Here is an 18,140-nt window from a genome sequence, read left to right as displayed (position 1 = left end):
CTTATGGATATCAACGATACACAGCAGTGGCAGCGTCCACTGATTGATGATCGCCTTACGCCCTATATTGAAGTGGATACCGCGCGGCTGGATCAGAACCTGCAGCAGATGCAGCGCAAAGCAAATGAGGCGGGTGTCTCGTTGCGGCCACATATCAAAACGCATAAAAGCGTCTGGATTGCGCAGCGCCAGCTTGCGCTGGGTGCCCGGGGCGTTACGGTTTCAAAGCCCAGCGAAGGCGTGACGTTTATTCTGGGTGGCGTGCGCGATCTGCTACTGGCCTATCCGATTGTACAGCCGCAGAGCGTGGCCGACTTGCTGCGCCAGGCAGTGCTGCATCAGGTCAGGCTCACCCTGATCGCGGACAGCGTTGATGGCGTGGCGGCGATTGCTGAGGCCCGCCAGCAGCAACCGGCGTGCGATCTGGCGGTCGCGATTAAGGTGGATGTCGGGCTGCATCGGATTGGCGTTAACCCGGATACTGATGAGGCGATAGCGATCGCGCAGGCGCTGAAGGATAACGGGTTACGCTTTGCCGGCCTCGTTTCCCATGCCGGTCACGCTTACGGTGCTGGTCATGCTGCGGCGATTGCGGATATCGCCCGTCAGGAGGCCCGCCTGATGCAGCGGCTTCAGGCAAAACTGCAGGCGGCGGGATTTACCGACTGCCCTCTCTCCGTCGGCTCAACCCCGACCGCGCTGGCGGCAGAGATTGCGCCCTGCCTGGATGAAATCCGGCCCGGCAACTACGCACTCCTGGATCTTACCGCCTGCCGCCTCGGTTTAAGCCGCGTCGGGCAGCTGGCTATGAGCGTCATCACCCGCGTCGTGGCGGTGAACGACCATTTCGCGATTGTGGATGCAGGATCGAAAATGCTGAGTTCGGACAAAGGCCCGCACGGCACCAATGCCAGCGGTTTTGGTATTGCCGTGGATGAAGCCGGCCACACCTATGAGGTGACGAAGCTATCGGAGGAGCACGGTTTCCTGCTTTATCAGGATCGCCGTCCGGACGTCGGTTCGCTGCTGCGCATCTTTCCCAATCACAGTTGTGCCGTGATGGCGCAATCGGACAGCTTCATTCTGCGTCATTCTGACGGTCAGAGCGAAGCGCAGCCGGTTTCTGCGCGCGGTAATTTCATCTGAACCAGCGGCAGACAGCCTTGTCCTGCTGTCTGCCCTTTATACAGAACTCTGCTGACCCCACACTTCTGCTGTTACAACGTTTTAGCAAACCTGCCGCCATGCTTTAATGCCTTTTTCGCTTATCCTCCGGAGGTTCTATGCTCTCCTCTCGCACGCTGAGTCTGACAATCCCCCGTCACTGGTTAGATCTGTATGAAACCATCTGGAAGCCGGAATTTTTTCCCAGGTGGGCGTCAGGGCTGACGCAGAGTGCTCTGGAACCGGAGGGAAATCGCTGGCGCGCCAGGGGGCCGCTCGGCAATGTGAAACTGCGATTCTCGCCCCACAATCCATTTGGTGTCATGGATCACTGGATTGATGGCGGTTCAGGTAAGGAGATCTACGTGCCGATGCGCGTAATCGCGAATGAACAGGGTGCTGAGGTGCTGGTGACAATTTATCGTCAGCCCTTTACATCCGATGAGAAATTTAAGCAGGATATTGAATGGGTTAGCAACGATCTCGAAAAGCTTAACCAGCTGCTGACCCAATAAATCAATCACTTAGAACGGGGTTTTTCCTGTATTTATCGCTGGTCGTGGATGAAAAAAACAGAAAAATTTCGGCAGATAAAGTATTACAACCTCATCTGATTCTTGTCCCCGCTTAAGTATTCAACACCACTGCGGCTTAAGCATCGTTACCAGGAAAATTCCTGGTAATCCCCGCTGTCAGCAGGGTGATCCCCCGTGATTACAGGCTCCTTCACCTGTCGCGCCCGCTTTTCGCCTGTAGCACATTCATTAATCATTAATCGTCGTTTATTTCCGCAGCGCTGAGGATTTAATATTTATCATGCATAAAGTGAAACCATTTATTTCTGCGGTAACGTAATCAGACTTTTCTTATGGTGTTAAATTAAATAAAACAATGTATAAATCATTCCACACACAGCAATACCCATAATGATAAAGCATGAAAACGTCATGGACCGCTCAGCTACTCTCTTGTTATCTGAATAAGAGGGTACTGAGAATGCCGCAAGGATGCGGGCAGGAGAATATAAAACGACAAAAGGATTTATTCGTGATCTGGCGGCGTTCTTACCTTTTAAGGAGAACGCCGCCATGACACGAAACAGGCGCTTAACCGGGGAAGCTTTTTATCCGGATAGTTTCCAGACCGATAATAACACGGCAGATCTGAAATAATATTCAGAACACAGGCCGGAAAATTGCACTAAAGAACGGTGTCACAGCAACTTCTGCTTGCCGTAACACAACTATTTAATTCTCACAGAGCCGCTGGGCTCTATCGAGTATATGATGGCAATACGTGAAAGCAGTCTTAATAGCGCAAAATGGTCTCTGCTCTCTTCAATCAAAATTATTGGTATCGGCGTCCTGCAACTCTCTCTGCTGGCGCAGATTCTGCAGGCGAATGAACTGAACCTGCTGGCGATTGCCGTCATCGCCTTACTGGCTGTGGATACGCTGGCCGACCGGGGCTTCTGCAACAAGCTTATTCGCCGCTGTATGCTCTCGATCAACGACCTCTCCACGATCTACTGGGGTAATATGCTGACGGGCGTTGCAGTTTTCGGACTCTTATTTACCGGCAGTCATCTGCTGACCGCGCTATTTGATCAGCCTGAACTGGCCTTAATGCTGCAGATGGTCTCCGTGGTGTTTATTATTATTCCCCAGGGCCAGCATTACCGTGCGATATTGCAGCGTGAGAAACAATATACCCGAATCGCGTTTGCCGAAACCTCTTCGGTATTAGCCGGGCTTGCGGTGACCTTATTTACCGTCTGGCTGACACCTTCCGTATTATGCGCAATCTGGGGTTACCTGGCGATGGCCTCTGTTCGCATGCTGATTTACTGCTACTATGGTCGTTCCTGGTTCCAGCCGGAATATCATTTCAGCCTGAATGCATTTTTTAAAATTCGTGCACGAAACAAATAATAAAATAAGTCTGTATGGTGGGCTCTGAGCGTCGGAAACGATGCATTGGCGTGCTGTTAACCAGCACGCCTTTTATTTTTACTGGCTGCCTCATTTCTCTGTTCGATTCTGATGTTTCGCCGCTATCTCCGCCTTTTCTCTTTTATCCGAATGAGTGTCTGCCCAAAGGCGGGCTCCTTGTCGCGGCGTCCTGCTGCCAGAGCCCCGCCGCTGAAACCTCAGACATGCGTCTGCCCGGAACCTGAACGGCTCATCGCTCTCTCCTGTCCCTGCTGCCATTGTTCTGCAAAACTCTTTCTATGCTGACGCCGGGGCAGGCTGGTATAAACTGCGCTCATCCCGGACGCCGGACGCCAGAAAGTCCCCGTCGCCGTCTCTCGGGCAATGCCGTCGCGTTGCCGCCGTTTTACCGGAGTCTGCTATGTTACTGACCGTTCTCTACATCATTGGTATTACCGCCGAGGCCATGACCGGCGCGCTGGCCGCTGGTCGCCGCAAAATGGATCTGTTCGGCGTCATTATCATTGCGTCAGTAACCGCCATTGGTGGCGGTTCGGTGCGCGACATCCTGCTGGGCCACTATCCGCTGGGCTGGGTGAAACATCCCGAATACATCATGATTGTGGCGGCCGCAGCCGTTGTGACCACGTTTCTGGCACCGCTGATGACGCATCTGCGTAAAGTCTTTCTGGTGCTGGATGCGCTGGGTCTGGTGGTCTTTTCCATCATCGGTGCGCAGGTTGCGCTGGATTCCGGCCACGCCATGATTATTGCCGCCATAAGCGCAGTGATCACCGGCGTCTTTGGTGGCGTACTGCGGGATATGTTCTGCAACCGCATCCCGCTGGTGTTTCAGAAGGAAATCTACGCGGGAATCGCGTTTGCCTCGGGCTGGATCTACATCCTGCTGCTGAAAACCTCGCTGGCACATGAAGCGGTCATCATCATTACCCTGCTGTTCGGCTTTTTCGCCCGTTTACTGGCGCTGCGCTTCCGTCTTGGCCTGCCGATTTTCAACTATCCCCACCCCGAGCACTGAGCTGGCGGGGATGCCCTGCTGCTGAAGAAACGTGATCAGGGCCTGCAGCCGGGCATCATGGAACTGAGCCACCAGGCGCGTTGCCAGCGCCGCCCCCACGCCCGGCAGTGTCTGCCAGGCCTTAACGTCCCGCTGTATCAGGCTCTCCCACTTCGGGTCAGGCAGGGCCTTCAGGGCCTTGCGCGGCAGTGAAACGCCGGATGCCGCCACCCAGCGACGAAACGGCTGCTGCCGGGTAAGATTAAAACGGTGCCAGAGCTGTCCGGCACGTTCCGGCGACAATCCGGTTGCTGCGGCGATCTGCTGCGGGGTTAATACCAGCCAGCCGAACAGATGTGTCATGTTGCCGCTTTCCAGCAGGCGCAGCCAGGTTCCGCGCTCAACGCCCGGAATATTCAGTACGCTTTTCTGGCTGAGAAAGCGCAGTTTCGCCAGGAGTTGTTTCTGACAGGCCGCGCTGAAAGTAAAACAGCTCAGCGGGCTATAACGGGATGGATCAGGCGGCTGAGCATAGTGCCGCTCTGCCACGCGCCAGATCACCCGCTCCAGCCGGGGAATGCCCTGACCCGCCAGGCTCAGCGTGACGACATCCCCCGCGACGATATCGCTCTCCTGGCAGCGCCGTAGCGATCCGATGTTCACCCGCCTCACCGTCCGGTCATCCAGCTGTACCGGCTGCAGATTCAGCACCGCCGCGATTTTTCCGGTCCGGCCCACCGGAAAATCCACAGAGAGCACCTCCGTGCTGACTTCAGGCGGCTGATACTTCCACGCAACGGCCCAGGTTCCCTCGCCCGGCAACCAGCGCTCTCCCGCAGGGCGCTGGCTCTGATGGACCACGACACCATCAGTGACAAAAGGTAGCGCAGCATGGAACCAGCGTTCCCGCCAGGCGGCAACCTCCTCTTCATCCTCTACCCGGTGACTCCATCGGGCCGCCAGACCCAGTTCCCAGCGGCTGAGCTGCTGAAGGCGCTCCGCCATGGTTTCCGGACCATCCGGCCAGGCCCAGATAAAAATGCCAATCGACTTCAGCAGGGGAACACGCTGTTTACTCATCATGGCTCCGGCCACCTGCGATCGCGCATTCTTACCGCCATCGACTGCCTGCTGATGACCGGTCATCGTCAGGAAGAGCTCACCCTGCAGCACCACATTCTCAAGATCGGTGTCGATATGCAGCGGAATAGCCGGGATCCCGGCGGCTTTAGATAGCCACTCTTCGCCGCGCAATCCGTCGCCGCGACTCAGCAGCGAGACCAGTCTGCCATGACGATAAACCAGTGACACGGCGATGCCGTCGACCTTCGGCTGCACCCAGAGGTCGCGCCGGCCCTGCATCCAGTAAGCCAGAGCCAGCCTGTCGCGTAGCTTTTTAACGCCCGTATGCGCCACCGGATGCAGATGCTCGCCCTGAACCGGCAGCTGCGGCGCGTAAGCGGGCTGCTGCGGACTAAAGCAGTGCTGCCAGTGATTGAGTCGCTGCTGTAGCGCATCATAATCTGCGTCCACGACCGGACTCTGGCCCTGCCGATAGTAGGCATCATCCCAGTGCTGCAGTTGCTGCTGCAGGCGACGCATCTCTTCTGTCGCCCGCACAGGGGTCCAGACCGGACACAGGGCGCTCTGCGCAGGCCCTGCGACGATCCACAACAGCATCGCCAACAGCGATCCGCCGACTCTTTTCATGCTCGCTCTCCTGAGGTTTTGGGGCATTCCACACCCCCGCCCCTTGCCCCGCCAGCATCGAGATCCGGTTCCGCGAGAAAGCCCCACGCAATCCGCGACGATTTTCAACGTGACGACAGCGGATTGCGCGAAGATGCGCAAAAGTTGGCTGTTACCGCTGCGCAAACGCTGCGTGGCAGCGGGAAGCCGTGTATACTGGGCAGGAAATCGACTCCGCTTTTAATCAATTCAAGAAAACCATGGCTCAAGGCACGCTCTATATTGTTTCTGCACCCAGCGGCGCAGGTAAATCCAGCCTGATTCAGGCACTGTTAAAGACCCAGCCGTTGTATGACACGCAGGTCTCTGTTTCGCATACGACGCGCGGTATGCGTCCGGGTGAAGTCCATGGCGAACATTACTTTTTTGTTGAGAAACATGAATTTGAGCAGATGATCGCGGAAGATGCCTTCCTCGAACATGCCCGGGTTTTCGACAACTATTACGGCACCTCGCGCCATGCAATTGAGCAGGTGCTGGCAACCGGCGTTGACGTGTTTCTGGATATCGACTGGCAGGGCGCGCAGCAGATTCGCGCCAGAATGCCCGGCGCACGCAGCATCTTCGTTCTGCCGCCTTCGAAAGAAGAGCTCGACCGCCGTCTGCGCGGACGCGGCCAGGACAGCGAAGAGGTAATCACGCGTCGTATGGCTCAGGCCGTAGCGGAAATGAGCCACTACGCCGAATATGACTATTTAATTGTGAATGATGATTTCGATCTGGCGCTGTCCGATCTGAAAACCATTATTCGCGCAGAACGTCTGCGTATGGCGCGTCAGAAGGCGCGTCACGATGCTTTAATCAGCAAACTGTTGGCAGTCTGAATACAGTTTCAGTATGATGCGCAGTCATTTCTTCATCTGTGGAGTAGCACACCTATGGCACGCGTAACCGTTCAGGACGCAGTAGAAAAAGTTGGTAATCGTTTTGACCTGGTGTTGGTCGCTGCACGTCGTGCACGTCAGATGCAGGTAGGCGGCAAAGATCCGCTGGTTCCGGAAGAGAACGATAAGCCGACCGTTATCGCCCTGCGCGAAATCGAAGAAGGTCTGGTCACCAATCAGATTTTAGATGTGCGTGATCGTCAGGAACAGCAAGAGCAGGAAGCCGCTGAGTTACAGGCCGTTACCGCTATCGCTGAAGGTCGTCGTTAACAGCCACCTGCAGGTCGCCCTTGTATCTGTTTGAAAGTCTCAATCAGCTGATTGAAAAATACTTGCCAGAGGAGCAGATCAAGCGCCTCCAGCAAGCCTACCTTGTCGCACGTGATGCCCACGAGGGACAGACACGCTCCAGCGGTGAGCCCTATATCACCCATCCGGTTGCCGTGGCCTGTATTCTGGCGGAAATGAAGCTCGACCATGAGACCCTCATGGCCGCGCTGCTGCATGACGTGATCGAAGACACACCCGCCACGTATCAGGACATGGAACAGCTGTTCGGTAAAAGTGTGGCGGAGCTGGTCGAAGGCGTTTCCAAGCTGGATAAGCTGAAATTCCGCGACAAGAAAGAGGCGCAGGCAGAGAACTTCCGCAAGATGATTATGGCGATGGTGCAGGATATCCGCGTCATTCTCATCAAGCTGGCTGACCGCACGCACAACATGCGCACCCTGGGTTCGTTACGCCCGGACAAACGTCGCCGCATCGCGCTGGAAACGTTAGAGATTTACAGTCCGCTGGCGCATCGCCTGGGTATTCACCATCTTAAAACAGAGCTGGAAGAGCTCGGTTTCGAAGCCCTTTATCCCAATCGTTATCGGGTGATCAAAGAGGTGGTGAAAGCCGCACGCGGTAACCGTAAAGAGATGATCCAGAAGATTCTTTCTGAGATCGATGGCCGCTTGCAGGAAGCGGGCATCCCCTGCCGCGTCAGCGGCCGTGAGAAGCATCTTTACTCGATCTATCGCAAAATGACGCTGAAAGAGCAGCGTTTTCACTCGATCATGGATATCTATGCTTTTCGCGTTATCGTGAAAGACCTGGATACCTGCTATCGCGTTCTGGGCCAGATGCACAGCCTCTACAAGCCGCGTCCGGGCCGCGTTAAAGATTACATCGCCATCCCCAAAGCCAACGGCTATCAATCGCTCCATACCTCCATGATCGGCCCGCACGGCGTGCCGGTGGAAGTGCAGATCCGCACCGAGGATATGGATCAGATGGCGGAAATGGGGGTTGCCGCGCACTGGGCATACAAACAGGCGGGCGAAAGTGGCACCACCGCACAGATTCGCGCTCAGCGCTGGCTGCAGAGCCTGCTGGAGCTGCAGCAGAGTGCGGGCAGTTCGTTTGAATTTATCGAAAGCGTGAAGTCCGATCTCTTCCCGGATGAGATCTACGTCTTTACGCCTGAAGGCCGCATCGTGGAGCTGCCCACCGGCGCCACGCCGGTGGACTTCGCCTATGCGGTGCACACCGATATCGGCCATGCCTGTGTCGGCGCTCGCGTTGACCGTCAGCCCTATCCGCTGTCGCAACCCCTGACCAGCGGTCAGACGATTGAGATTATCACCGCGCCAGGCGCCCGTCCTAACGCCGCCTGGCTTAACTTCGTCGTCAGCTCGAAAGCCCGCGCCAAGATTCGCCAGCTGCTGAAAAACCTCAAACGCGAAGACTCCGTGAATCTGGGTCGTCGCCTGCTCAGCCACGCGCTGGGCGGCAGCCGCAAACTGGCGGAGATCCCGGCTGAAAATATCCGGCAGGAGCTGGATCGCATGAAGCTGACCTCGCTTGACGACCTGCTGGCGGAAATCGGTCTGGGCAATGCGATGAGCGTGGTGGTGGCGAAGAACCTGTTACAGGCTGACAGCAAGGCGATCAGCAGTAGCAGCAAACGCGGTAAGCTGCCGATTAAAGGCGCAGATGGCGTACTGATTACCTTTGCCAAGTGCTGCCGGCCGATTCCCGGTGATCCGATTGTCGCCCATGTCAGCCCCGGTAAAGGGCTGGTGGTACACCATGAATCGTGCCGGAACATTCGCGGCTACCAGAAAGAGCCCGAAAAATTCATGCCGGTCGAGTGGGATAAGGTCACCGAGCAGGAGTTCGTGGCGGAAATCAAGGTCGACATGTTTAACCATCAGGGCGCGCTGGCTAACCTGACGGCCGCCATTAATACGGCCGGTTCCAATATTCAGAGCCTGAATACCGAAGAGCGTGATGGCCGCGTTTACAGCGCCTTTATCCGCCTGACCGCACGCGACCGCGTCCATCTGGCGAATATCATGCGTAAAATCCGCGTGATGCCGGATGTGATCAAAGTCCACCGTAACCGTAATTAGTGCATGAACGATCAACGTTTTGCCCGGATACAGACGATGCTGGCCCTGCGCCAGCACGATCTCACGGTCTGTATGGAGAAGGTGCATAAGCCGCATAACGTTTCCGCTGTGATCCGCACCGCCGATGCCGTCGGCATCCATGAAGTGCATGCGGTCTGGCCGAGTGAGCGGATGCGCACCCAGGCTTCCGCATCGGCCGGCAGCAACAGCTGGGTTAAGGTCGTTACCCACCCCACTATCGGCGATGCCGTTAATCAGCTCCGCCAGCAGAAGATGCAGGTGTTGGCCACCCATCTCTCCGCTGATGCCGTGGATTTTCGCGAAATCGACTATACCCTGCCGACCTGCATCCTGATGGGACAGGAAAAAACCGGTATCACCGAGGAAGCGCTGGCGCTGGCCGACAGGCAGATCGTGATCCCGATGGTGGGCATGGTGCAGTCGCTGAACGTCTCAGTCGCCTGCGCGCTTATCCTCTATGAAGCTCAGCGGCAGCGGCAGAATGCAGGACTCTACCTGCGCGACCACAGCCTGCTGGATGACGAAGAGCAGCAGCGCCTGCTGTTTGAAGGCGGCTTCCCGGTGCTGGCAAGAGTCGCAAAACAGAAAGGCTTACCCTATCCGCGCATCAATGCGCAGGGCGAAATCGACGCCGATCCCAGCTGGTGGGCGACCATGCAGTCAACCGGTAAAAAAAGATGAAAGGCCGTCTGCTGGATGCCATCCCGCTCAGTACCCTGACCGGCGTCGGTGCCAGCCAGGCAGCAAAACTGGCCAGAATTGGCCTGCACACCATTCAGGACCTTCTGCTTCACCTCCCGCTGCGTTACGAAGATCGTACCCAACTTTACGCGATTGACGATCTGCTGCCCGGCATCTGGGCCACCGTCGAGGGCGAAGTGCTGCACACCGACATCACGTTCGGTCGTCGCCGGATGATGGTCTGTCAGATCAGCGATGGCAGCGGTGTTCTGACGATGCGCTTCTTCAATTTCAACGCGGGCATGAAGAACGCTCTCTCGCCGGGCCGTCGCGTCACCGCCTATGGCGAAATTAAGCGCGGCCAGCGTGGCGCAGAGATTATCCACCCCGAATACCGTATTCAGGGCGAACAGAGCAATGTGACGCTGGAAGAGACCCTGACGCCGGTTTATCCCACCACCGAAGGCATTCGTCAGGCCACGCTGCGAAATCTCACCGACCAGGCGCTGACGCTGCTGGAGAGCTGCCCGATTGCCGAGCTACTGCCGCAGGAGCTGAGCAGCGGGCTGATCAGCCTGCCTGACGCGCTCCGCACGCTGCATCGTCCACCGCCCGATCTCCGGCTCAGCGAGCTGGAGAGTGGCCGTCATCCGGCACAGCGCCGGTTGATTCTGGAAGAGCTGCTGGCTCACAACCTCAGCATGCTGGCGGTGCGCGCCGGTGCGCAGCGTTACTACGCATTACCGATGCCGCCGCGCCACACTCTCAGCGATCGGCTGCTGGCCGCGCTGCCCTTCTCACCCACCCGCGCTCAGGCGCGCGTGGTGACGGAGATAGAGAAGGATCTGGCCAACGATTTTCCGATGATGCGGCTGGTGCAGGGCGACGTCGGCTCCGGCAAGACCCTGGTCGCCGCACTCGCGGCGCTGAATGTGATCGCGCACGGCAGGCAGGTCGCGCTGATGGCGCCGACCGAGCTGCTGGCTGAACAGCACGCCAGTAACTTCCGTCAGTGGTTTGCGCCCCTGGGTATTGAAGTCGGCTGGCTGGCCGGTAAACAGAAGGGCAAAGCCCGCCAGGCGCAGCAGGAGGCGATAGCCAGCGGTCAGGTGGCGATGGTGGTCGGCACCCATGCGCTGTTCCAGGAGCAGGTCCGGTTCAGCGGGCTGGCGCTGGTCATTATTGATGAGCAGCACCGGTTTGGCGTCCACCAGCGACTGGCGCTGTGGGAAAAGGGCGAAGAGCAGGGTTTTCATCCGCATCAGCTGATCATGACCGCCACGCCGATCCCGCGCACCCTGGCGATGACCGCCTATGCCGATCTGGATACCTCCACCATCGACGAACTGCCGCCGGGACGGACTCCGGTGACCACGGTGGCTATCCCCGACTCCCGCCGTGATGAGATCGTGGCGCGGGTTGAGCACGCCTGTCGCGAAGGGCGCCAGGCTTACTGGGTCTGCACCCTGATCGAAGAGTCAGACCTGCTGGAAGCCCAGGCCGCAGAAGCGAGCTGGGAGTCGCTGAAAACGGCGCTGCCCGGCCTGAATATCGGGCTGGTGCATGGCCGGATGAAACCGGCAGAGAAGCAGGCCGTCATGCAGGCGTTCAAGGCCAATGAGCTGCAGCTTCTGGTCGCGACCACCGTGATCGAGGTGGGCGTGGATGTGCCTAATGCCAGCCTGATGATCATCGAAAACCCGGAGCGGTTAGGGCTGGCGCAGCTGCATCAGCTACGGGGACGCGTAGGCCGCGGTGCCGTGGCATCCCACTGTGTACTGCTCTACAAAGCGCCCCTGAGCAAGACGGCGCAGAAGCGTCTGCAGGTGCTGCGCGACAGTAACGACGGCTTTGTCATTGCCCAGTTCGATCTGGAGATCCGTGGCCCCGGAGAGCTGCTGGGCACGCGCCAGACCGGGAACGCCGAATTTAAAGTCGCTGACCTGCTGCGCGATCAGGCGATGGTGCCGGAAGTGCAGCGCGTGGCGCGCCATATCCATCAACACTATCCCGAACAGGCCAGCGCCCTGATTGAACGCTGGCTGCCAGAGAACACCCGTTACACCAACGTCTGAGTCAGATCCCGCTGTTGCGGCCGGTTTATCCCCACGGGCAAACGATTGCTTTTAGCCTGCGGATGATTACAATCGCCACACACTTTTTCGGGAAGAACAGAAGATGTCCATCACTCCGCAGCCAGACCAGCCCTCCGCCCAGCACAGCGAACTGATTTACCGTCTCGAAGATCGTCCACCGCTGCCGCAGACGCTGTTTGCCGCCGGTCAGCATCTGCTGGCGATGTTCGTTGCGGTGATTACCCCCGCGATTCTGATTTGTCAGGCGCTGGGCCTGCCCGCAGAGGATACCCGGCACGTTATCAGCATGTCGCTGTTTGCCTCGGGCGTCGCCTCGCTGCTGCAAATCAAAACCTGGGGGCCGGTCGGCTCGGGCCTGCTGTCGATTCAGGGCACGAGCTTTAACTTCGTGACGCCGCTGATCATGGGCGGGATGGCGCTGAAAAATGGCGGGGCTGACGTTCCCGCCATGATGGCTGCCCTGTTTGGCACGCTGATGGTCGCCTCCTGTACCGAAATGGTGTTGTCGCGCGTCCTCCATCTGGCCCGCCGGATTATCACGCCGCTGGTTTCAGGTATCGTCGTGATGATTATCGGCCTGTCGCTGATCCAGGTAGGACTGACCTCGATTGGCGGTGGCTTCAGCGCCATCAGCGACCACACCTTCGGCGCGCCAAAGAATCTGATGCTGGCGGGAGCCGTGCTGCTGGTGATTGTGCTGCTTAACCGGCAGAAAAACCCCTACCTGCGCGTGGCCTCGCTGGTGATTGCGATGGCGGTGGGTTATCTGCTGGCCTGGGCGATGGGGATGCTGCCTGCTGCGGGCTTACCGGACAATCAGCCGCTGATTGTGGTGCCTGCCCCGCTCTACTATGGTCTGGGCTTTGACTGGAATCTGCTTATCCCGCTGATGCTGGTGTTTATGGTGACCTCCCTGGAGACTATCGGCGATATCACCGCGACGTCCGATGTCTCCGAGCAGCCGGTCAGCGGCCCGCTCTACATGAAACGCCTGAAAGGGGGCGTGCTGGCGAATGGCCTTAACTCCTTTGTTTCCGCGCTGTTCAATACCTTCCCGAACTCCTGCTTCGGACAGAACAACGGGGTGATTCAGCTGACCGGTGTGGCCAGCCGCTACGTGGGCTTTGTGGTGGCGCTGATGCTGATTGTGCTGGGGCTGTTCCCGGCGGTCAGCGGTCTGGTGCAGATGATCCCTGAGCCGGTGCTCGGCGGCGCCACCATCGTGATGTTCGGCACCATCGCCGCATCGGGGGTTCGCATCGTGTCGCGCGAGCCGCTTAACCGTCGCGCCATCATGATTATCGCGCTGTCGCTGGCGGTGGGTCTGGGCGTTTCGCAGCAGCCGCTGATCCTGCAGTTTGCGCCGGACTGGCTGAAAACCCTGCTCTCTTCCGGCATCGCGGCGGGCGGTATCACCGCGATCGTTCTCAACCTGATTTTCCCGCAGGAGAAGTAAGGCCACGGGCAGGCTCCGGCCTGCCTGCTAATTATTCGGATTTACATCCAGGCTGTTGAGCTGTAACGGGAATTCAGGCATAACAACCTCTCACCGGATTCAACTCGGGAAGGATGCAATGAAATTTCTTGGAAAGTTTTTCCTCACCATACTTTTGCTGCTGCTGTTCACCCTGGTGGTGATCTATGTTCTGCTGCAGACACAGTGGGGTGCAGGCTGGTTCAGCCGTTGGGTGAGCGACAAAACCGAATGGCATCTCTCCCTGAGCAAAATTGAACACAATTTCTCGTCGCCCTCTCACATCATTCTGGATGACTTCAGCTTTGGTCACGACGGGCAGCCTGCGGTGCTGGTCGCCAGACGGGTCGATCTGGGCCTGGCGCTGATTCAGTTCAGCGATCCGCTGCACTTCAGCAGCCTGGAACTGCGCGATGGCGAGGTCAATCTGGCCAATCTGACGGCAGGCAGCGCGCTGCCGATTCAGGCCGATCGTCTGCAACTCAATAATATGCGTGTCGACAGCCCTGATACTGCGCTGCCGCTGTTTGCCCGCCAGGTAAATGGCGGCATCATGCCGTGGAAACCTGTTGCCCTGGATATGCTGGGCCGCGATGCCCGCTTCCAGATGAGCGCGGGCAGCATGACGCTGAATGAGGTGCCGGCTGAAAACGTCCTGATCCAGGGCAGCGTGTCCCAGGGCCGGATGCGCATCGACAATATGGGGGCCGACCTGGCGCGCGGTTCCATGACCGGTAACGGTGAACGCGACGCCCAGGGCAACTGGAAAGTGAATCAGCTGCGCCTGAACGACATCCGCCTGCAGACCGCCAGCAGCCTGAAGGATTTCCTGCACAGGTTACAGGTGGTGCCCTCTCTTGCCATTACCCGGCTGGACCTGACCGATGCCCGCCTGCAGGGGCCGGACTGGGCGGTGACGGATCTTGATCTGACGCTGAGAAACGTGAACTGGCAGAACGACGACTGGCAGAGTAACGATGGTTCGCTGGCGCTGAATGCCAGCAACTTTATCAACGGCGGCTTTGAGCTGAACGATCCCATTATCAACCTGGATTTCTCTCCGCAGGGTGTGGCGCTGACCCAGTTCAGTTCGCGCTGGGCGAACGGGGTGATCCGGGCTGACGGTGAGTGGTCACGCAGCGATAAGCGTCTGACGCTGAAAAATCTGGCGGTGGCCGGACTGGAATATACCCTGCCGCAGGACTGGCGCGACCGCTGGCAGGCCACGCTGCCCGCCTGGCTGGAGAGTGTCGAGGTGACGCGCTTCACCTCGAACCGTAACCTGGTCATCGATATTAATCCCGCGTTTCCCTTCCAGCTGACCTCTCTGGATGGCACCGGCGAAAACCTGCGGCTGGCGCAGCAGCATCAGTGGGGGATCTGGTCAGGTAAACTCAGCCTGAATGCGGCCGAGTCGACCTTTAACCGCACCGACCTGCGCCATCCGTCGATTGCGCTGAGTGCCGATGCGCAGCAGATTCAGGTGACCGAGTTGAGTGCGTTCAGTAACAAAGGCCTGCTGGAAGGCACCGCTACCCTGGGCCAGCAGCCTGCCCGGCCGCTGACGCTGCAGCTGACGGGGCGTGCCGTGCCGGTCAATGTGTTACAGAACTGGGGATGGCCGGCGTTGCCGTTAACCGGTGACAGCAATATGCAGCTGCAGCTGCGCGCGGCGCTCGCCGCAGGTCAGCCGCTGCGTCCCTCGGTTAATGGCACGTTATCGGTGGTCACCGACAGTCAGCAGGTGCAGCAGACGATGCAGGCGGGCGAAGTCCGTTAATCCCATCGGGGCCGCATTGCGGCCCCGACCTTCAGTTGATTCGCGCGCCGGACCCGCCCTCCTCCAGCGGCCCGTCGGGATCGGCAGGCAGAACGATATAGACCCCTTCAAACACCGCGCCACGCTCATCATCCCCAAAGAGTTCGACTTCAAGCTGCACGCGCGCTTTACGTCCGCGCGCCAGCCGGTCGAGATCGCCGCTTAAGGAGCCGAGGTCGGCAATGGCGCCCGGTCGTCCGCTGATGGGCTGGCTGTAGCGGATGTGCGCATCCGCCAGAATGATGGTGCCGCCCAGATGGCGCTCACGCAGCAGCAGCCAGATCAGTCCCCAGCCGGTCAGCGTAGCCAGAGAGAAGAGGCTGCCAGCGAACAGGGTATGATGAGGATTCTGGTTGCCCGCTTCCGGCATGGTGGTGATAAATTTCTGCCCGGTAAACTGCAGGATACGCACCCCCATCTTCTCGCTGAGCGGGATATGATCGTACCAGGCCTGTTGCAGCTGACCGCACCAGTCGGCGCGGTGCAGGATATCGTCAAGGGTGACGACCGGTTTGATCATCAGGAAGTGGCGTACCGGCGTGGTCTGCGGTGCGGTGATCTCGCCCTGATTGATGTAGCCGAGTTTGGCGAAGAAGGCGACGGCATCCTCACGGGCGCTGCAGGTGACCCGCTTGACCCCCTCCTGGCGCGCCACCGACTCCAGCGTCATCGCCACCAGCGTCCCCAGGCCTTTGCCCTGCACCGAGGGATGGACGGCCATAAACCGGATCGCGGCCTCGTTGTCGGCATTGATGTAGAGACGACCAATGGCGACCGGGTTTCCCTGCTCATCAACCACCATCTGATGATGCGCCAGGGCATCCCACGCGTCACGTTCCGACCCCTGCGGCTGGCGCAGCGGCTTACGTAACATCTCCCAGCGGAACTGATAATAGATATCCAGCTCTTCCGCCGTCTGTGGCACACGAAGGTGATACATGTAATGTTTCTCCCGTTCGGAGCTTGCGTGGCCTGATCCCTGCCGCTCAGCTGACGATCTCACACCTGCAACCAGAACGTCACAGGCCCCTCATTCACCAGCGATACCTGCATATCCGCAGCAAAACGGCCGTTCGCCGTGGTGATGCCCTGCTGACGACAGCAGTGGCTGAAGTATTCATACAGCCGTTCCGCTTCAGCCGGCTCGGCGCCGCCTGAAAAAGAGGGGCGCATCCCTTTCTGCGTGTCGGCGGCCAGCGTGAACTGCGACACCACCAGCACGCTTCCGCCCGTCTGGCGGAGGCTCAGGTTCATTTTGCCCTGTTCGTCACTGAAGACGCGATAGCCCAGGACACGTTCTGCGAGACGTTCCGCACGCGCGTTGTCATCGCCCTTTTCCACGCCCAGCAATACCAGTAATCCGGCATCAATTTCGCCGACCACCTGCTGGTCGACGCTGACGCTGGCTCGCTGCACGCGCTGAATCAATGCAATCATGTTTCCTCGCGTTGTTCTTCTTTTTGCTGCTGTTTCAGCTGCCGGTAATCGGCTAAGGCGACGGTGATCTCCGCGCCCAGCAACACAATACACCAGGTCCAGTAGACCCAGAGAAAGAGAATCGGGATCACGGCCAGTACGCCGTAGATCAGCTGATAAGAGGGGAACATCGTAACATAGAGCGCGAAGCCCTTTTTCCCCAGCTCAAACAGTGCACCCGCCACCAGCGCGCCAATCAGCGCATCGCGCGGCGGTACGCGCTGGGTCGGAACGATACTGTAGAGCAGCCAGAAGGCGAACCACGACAGCAGCAGTGGAAAAATACGCAGCATCTGATCGACCAGGCTGGTCACGCCGGTGGCGTTAATCCAGCGCAGCGACAGCAGATAAGAGCTGATCGCCAGGCTGGCACCGGCCAGCAGCGGACCCAGCGTCAGGATCATCCAGTAGACCGCAAAGGAGTAAACCATCGGCCGCTTCTTGTTGCTGCGCCAGATGGTGTTTAGCGCGGTATCGACCGAATGCATCAGCAGTAAAGCGGTCACGATCAGGCCGATCGCCCCGACCGCCGTCATCCGGTTTACGTTGGCGACAAACTGCTCCAGATAGCGCTGCAGCGTGTTGCCTGCGGCAGGCATTAAGTTGTTAAAGACAAACTGCTTCAGCTGCACGCTGATATCGGAGAAGACCGGAAACGCGGCAAACAGGGCAAACACCACCGCAATCAGCGGCACCAGCGCCAGCAGTGAGACATAGGCCAGATTACCCGCCTGGGTCGTCATGCCGTCTTCATCAATGCGCTTCCATAACAGCCGGAGCCACAGCCAGAAGGCATGCAGCCCGGGACGACATTTACGTAACATCATGGGTCACTGTTAACCTGCAAACCAGTTGGGGACTGTCGAACTGTCAGTCACCAGTACACTTTCAATCCCCAGGGCGCGGGCCGCCTCTATATTGTCGGGATTATCATCAAAGAAGACCGCCTGATCGGCCGTCACCCCTTCCGCCGCCAGAACGTGCTGGTAAATCCGGGCTTCCGGTTTACGCATGCCCAGATCCTGCGACAGATAGAGCGTATCAGCGGCCTGCTGTACATCCGGGTACTGCGTTGGCCAGAATTCGCAATGCAGTCGGTTGGTGTTTGAGAGGATCACCACCCGATGGCCCTCCAGCCGCAGCCGGTTCATCAGCGCCAGGGTTTCCGGACGCACATCCACGAACACCGCCTGCCAGCCCGCCGCAAACTGCTCATAGCTCAGCGCAATCTCCAGTTTTTCACACAGCGCCAGTGCGAAATCTTCATCGCTGATCTCGCCGCGCTCATGCTGTTCAAATGCCTCATCCATCCGGAAATGGCTTTGCAGCGACGCCAGCGGCACACGACTCAGATCACTCCAGACACCCAGCACGCGGTTAAAGTCGATATCGATAATCACATTGCCTAAATCAAAGATATACAGCATG

At 58.4% G+C, this 18,140-nt stretch carries 16 protein-coding genes; 11 read left to right on the top strand and 5 right to left on the bottom strand.

Annotated features, from left to right (window positions below; all coding sequences use genetic code 11):
- The first annotated feature begins 3 nt into the window (after positions 1 to 3).
- The 4 genes from J1C59_RS00525 (at position 4) to J1C59_RS00510 (ending at position 4,134) form a co-directional block, all read left to right on the top strand.
- Positions 4 to 1,146 (top strand): alanine racemase, encoded by a 1,143-nt coding sequence (locus tag J1C59_RS00525; RefSeq protein WP_128084998.1) that lies wholly within the window; start codon positions 4 to 6, stop codon positions 1,144 to 1,146.
- Between the two features lie 137 nt (positions 1,147 to 1,283).
- Entirely contained in the window at positions 1,284 to 1,679 is a 396-nt protein-coding gene (locus J1C59_RS00520) for a polyketide cyclase (RefSeq protein WP_128084999.1), read from the top strand.
- 771 nt (positions 1,680 to 2,450) lie between these two features.
- Entirely contained in the window at positions 2,451 to 3,095 is a 645-nt protein-coding gene (locus J1C59_RS00515) for an oligosaccharide flippase family protein (RefSeq protein ID WP_128085000.1), read from the top strand.
- Between the two features lie 421 nt (positions 3,096 to 3,516).
- A complete protein-coding gene (locus tag J1C59_RS00510) occupies positions 3,517 to 4,134 on the top strand; it encodes a trimeric intracellular cation channel family protein (protein WP_111141260.1) in 618 nt (205 codons plus the stop codon).
- Here J1C59_RS00510 and ligB read toward each other — a convergent pair.
- Positions 4,072 to 5,823 carry an NAD-dependent DNA ligase LigB gene (gene ligB, locus J1C59_RS00505; RefSeq protein ID WP_140917004.1) on the bottom strand — a complete coding sequence of 584 codons (1,752 nt, stop codon included), beginning with the start codon at positions 5,821 to 5,823 and terminating at the stop codon, positions 4,072 to 4,074. The genes J1C59_RS00510 and ligB overlap by 63 nt on opposite strands.
- A 239-nt stretch (positions 5,824 to 6,062) precedes the next feature.
- Here ligB and gmk point away from each other — a divergent pair, with 239 nt between their 5' ends.
- The 7 genes from gmk (at position 6,063) to J1C59_RS00470 (ending at position 15,197) form a co-directional block, all read left to right on the top strand.
- A complete protein-coding gene (gmk, locus tag J1C59_RS00500; RefSeq protein WP_111141262.1) occupies positions 6,063 to 6,686 on the top strand; it encodes a guanylate kinase in 624 nt (207 codons plus the stop codon).
- 54 nt (positions 6,687 to 6,740) lie between these two features.
- On the top strand, positions 6,741 to 7,016 hold the full coding sequence (gene rpoZ / locus J1C59_RS00495; RefSeq protein ID WP_003851346.1) for a DNA-directed RNA polymerase subunit omega: 276 nt from the start codon (positions 6,741 to 6,743) through the stop codon (positions 7,014 to 7,016).
- 20 nt (positions 7,017 to 7,036) lie between these two features.
- Complete coding sequence (gene spoT, locus J1C59_RS00490; protein WP_140917003.1) at positions 7,037 to 9,145, top strand: bifunctional GTP diphosphokinase/guanosine-3',5'-bis pyrophosphate 3'-pyrophosphohydrolase; 2,109 nt, start codon at positions 7,037 to 7,039, stop codon at positions 9,143 to 9,145.
- A 3-nt stretch (positions 9,146 to 9,148) separates the two neighbouring features.
- Positions 9,149 to 9,847, top strand: coding sequence for a tRNA (guanosine(18)-2'-O)-methyltransferase TrmH (trmH, locus tag J1C59_RS00485; RefSeq protein ID WP_128085001.1), 699 nt, complete (start codon positions 9,149 to 9,151; stop codon positions 9,845 to 9,847).
- Positions 9,844 to 11,922, top strand: a complete 2,079-nt coding sequence (gene recG / locus J1C59_RS00480; protein ID WP_128085002.1) for an ATP-dependent DNA helicase RecG — start codon at positions 9,844 to 9,846, stop codon at positions 11,920 to 11,922. The genes trmH and recG overlap by 4 nt, the downstream gene beginning before the upstream one ends.
- A 103-nt stretch (positions 11,923 to 12,025) precedes the next feature.
- Complete coding sequence (locus J1C59_RS00475; protein ID WP_128085003.1) at positions 12,026 to 13,399, top strand: nucleobase:cation symporter-2 family protein; 1,374 nt, start codon at positions 12,026 to 12,028, stop codon at positions 13,397 to 13,399.
- A gap of 118 nt (positions 13,400 to 13,517) precedes the next feature.
- Entirely contained in the window at positions 13,518 to 15,197 is a 1,680-nt protein-coding gene (locus tag J1C59_RS00470) for an AsmA family protein (protein WP_128085004.1), read from the top strand.
- A gap of 31 nt (positions 15,198 to 15,228) precedes the next feature.
- Here the strand turns inward: J1C59_RS00470 and fabY are convergent, their stop codons facing one another.
- The 4 genes from fabY to yihX are packed head-to-tail and all read right to left on the bottom strand — an operon-like array spanning position 15,229 to position 18,139.
- Positions 15,229 to 16,176 (bottom strand): fatty acid biosynthesis protein FabY, encoded by a 948-nt coding sequence (fabY, locus tag J1C59_RS00465; RefSeq protein WP_128085005.1) that lies wholly within the window; start codon positions 16,174 to 16,176, stop codon positions 15,229 to 15,231.
- A 59-nt stretch (positions 16,177 to 16,235) separates the two neighbouring features.
- Positions 16,236 to 16,673 (bottom strand): D-aminoacyl-tRNA deacylase, encoded by a 438-nt coding sequence (dtd, locus tag J1C59_RS00460; protein WP_128085006.1) that lies wholly within the window; start codon positions 16,671 to 16,673, stop codon positions 16,236 to 16,238.
- Complete coding sequence (locus J1C59_RS00455; RefSeq protein ID WP_128085007.1) at positions 16,670 to 17,539, bottom strand: virulence factor BrkB family protein; 870 nt, start codon at positions 17,537 to 17,539, stop codon at positions 16,670 to 16,672. The genes dtd and J1C59_RS00455 overlap by 4 nt, the downstream gene beginning before the upstream one ends.
- Positions 17,540 to 17,548: 9 nt before the next feature.
- A complete protein-coding gene (yihX, locus tag J1C59_RS00450) occupies positions 17,549 to 18,139 on the bottom strand; it encodes a glucose-1-phosphatase (RefSeq protein WP_128085008.1) in 591 nt (196 codons plus the stop codon).
- Position 18,140: the final 1 nt, after the last annotated feature.

This window comes from Pantoea deleyi (assembly GCF_022647325.1).
In the GTDB taxonomy this organism is placed as follows: domain Bacteria; phylum Pseudomonadota; class Gammaproteobacteria; order Enterobacterales; family Enterobacteriaceae; genus Pantoea; species Pantoea deleyi.
Note: the sequence above shows the minus strand (reverse complement) of the source record. Positions and strands in the feature narration are given on the sequence as shown.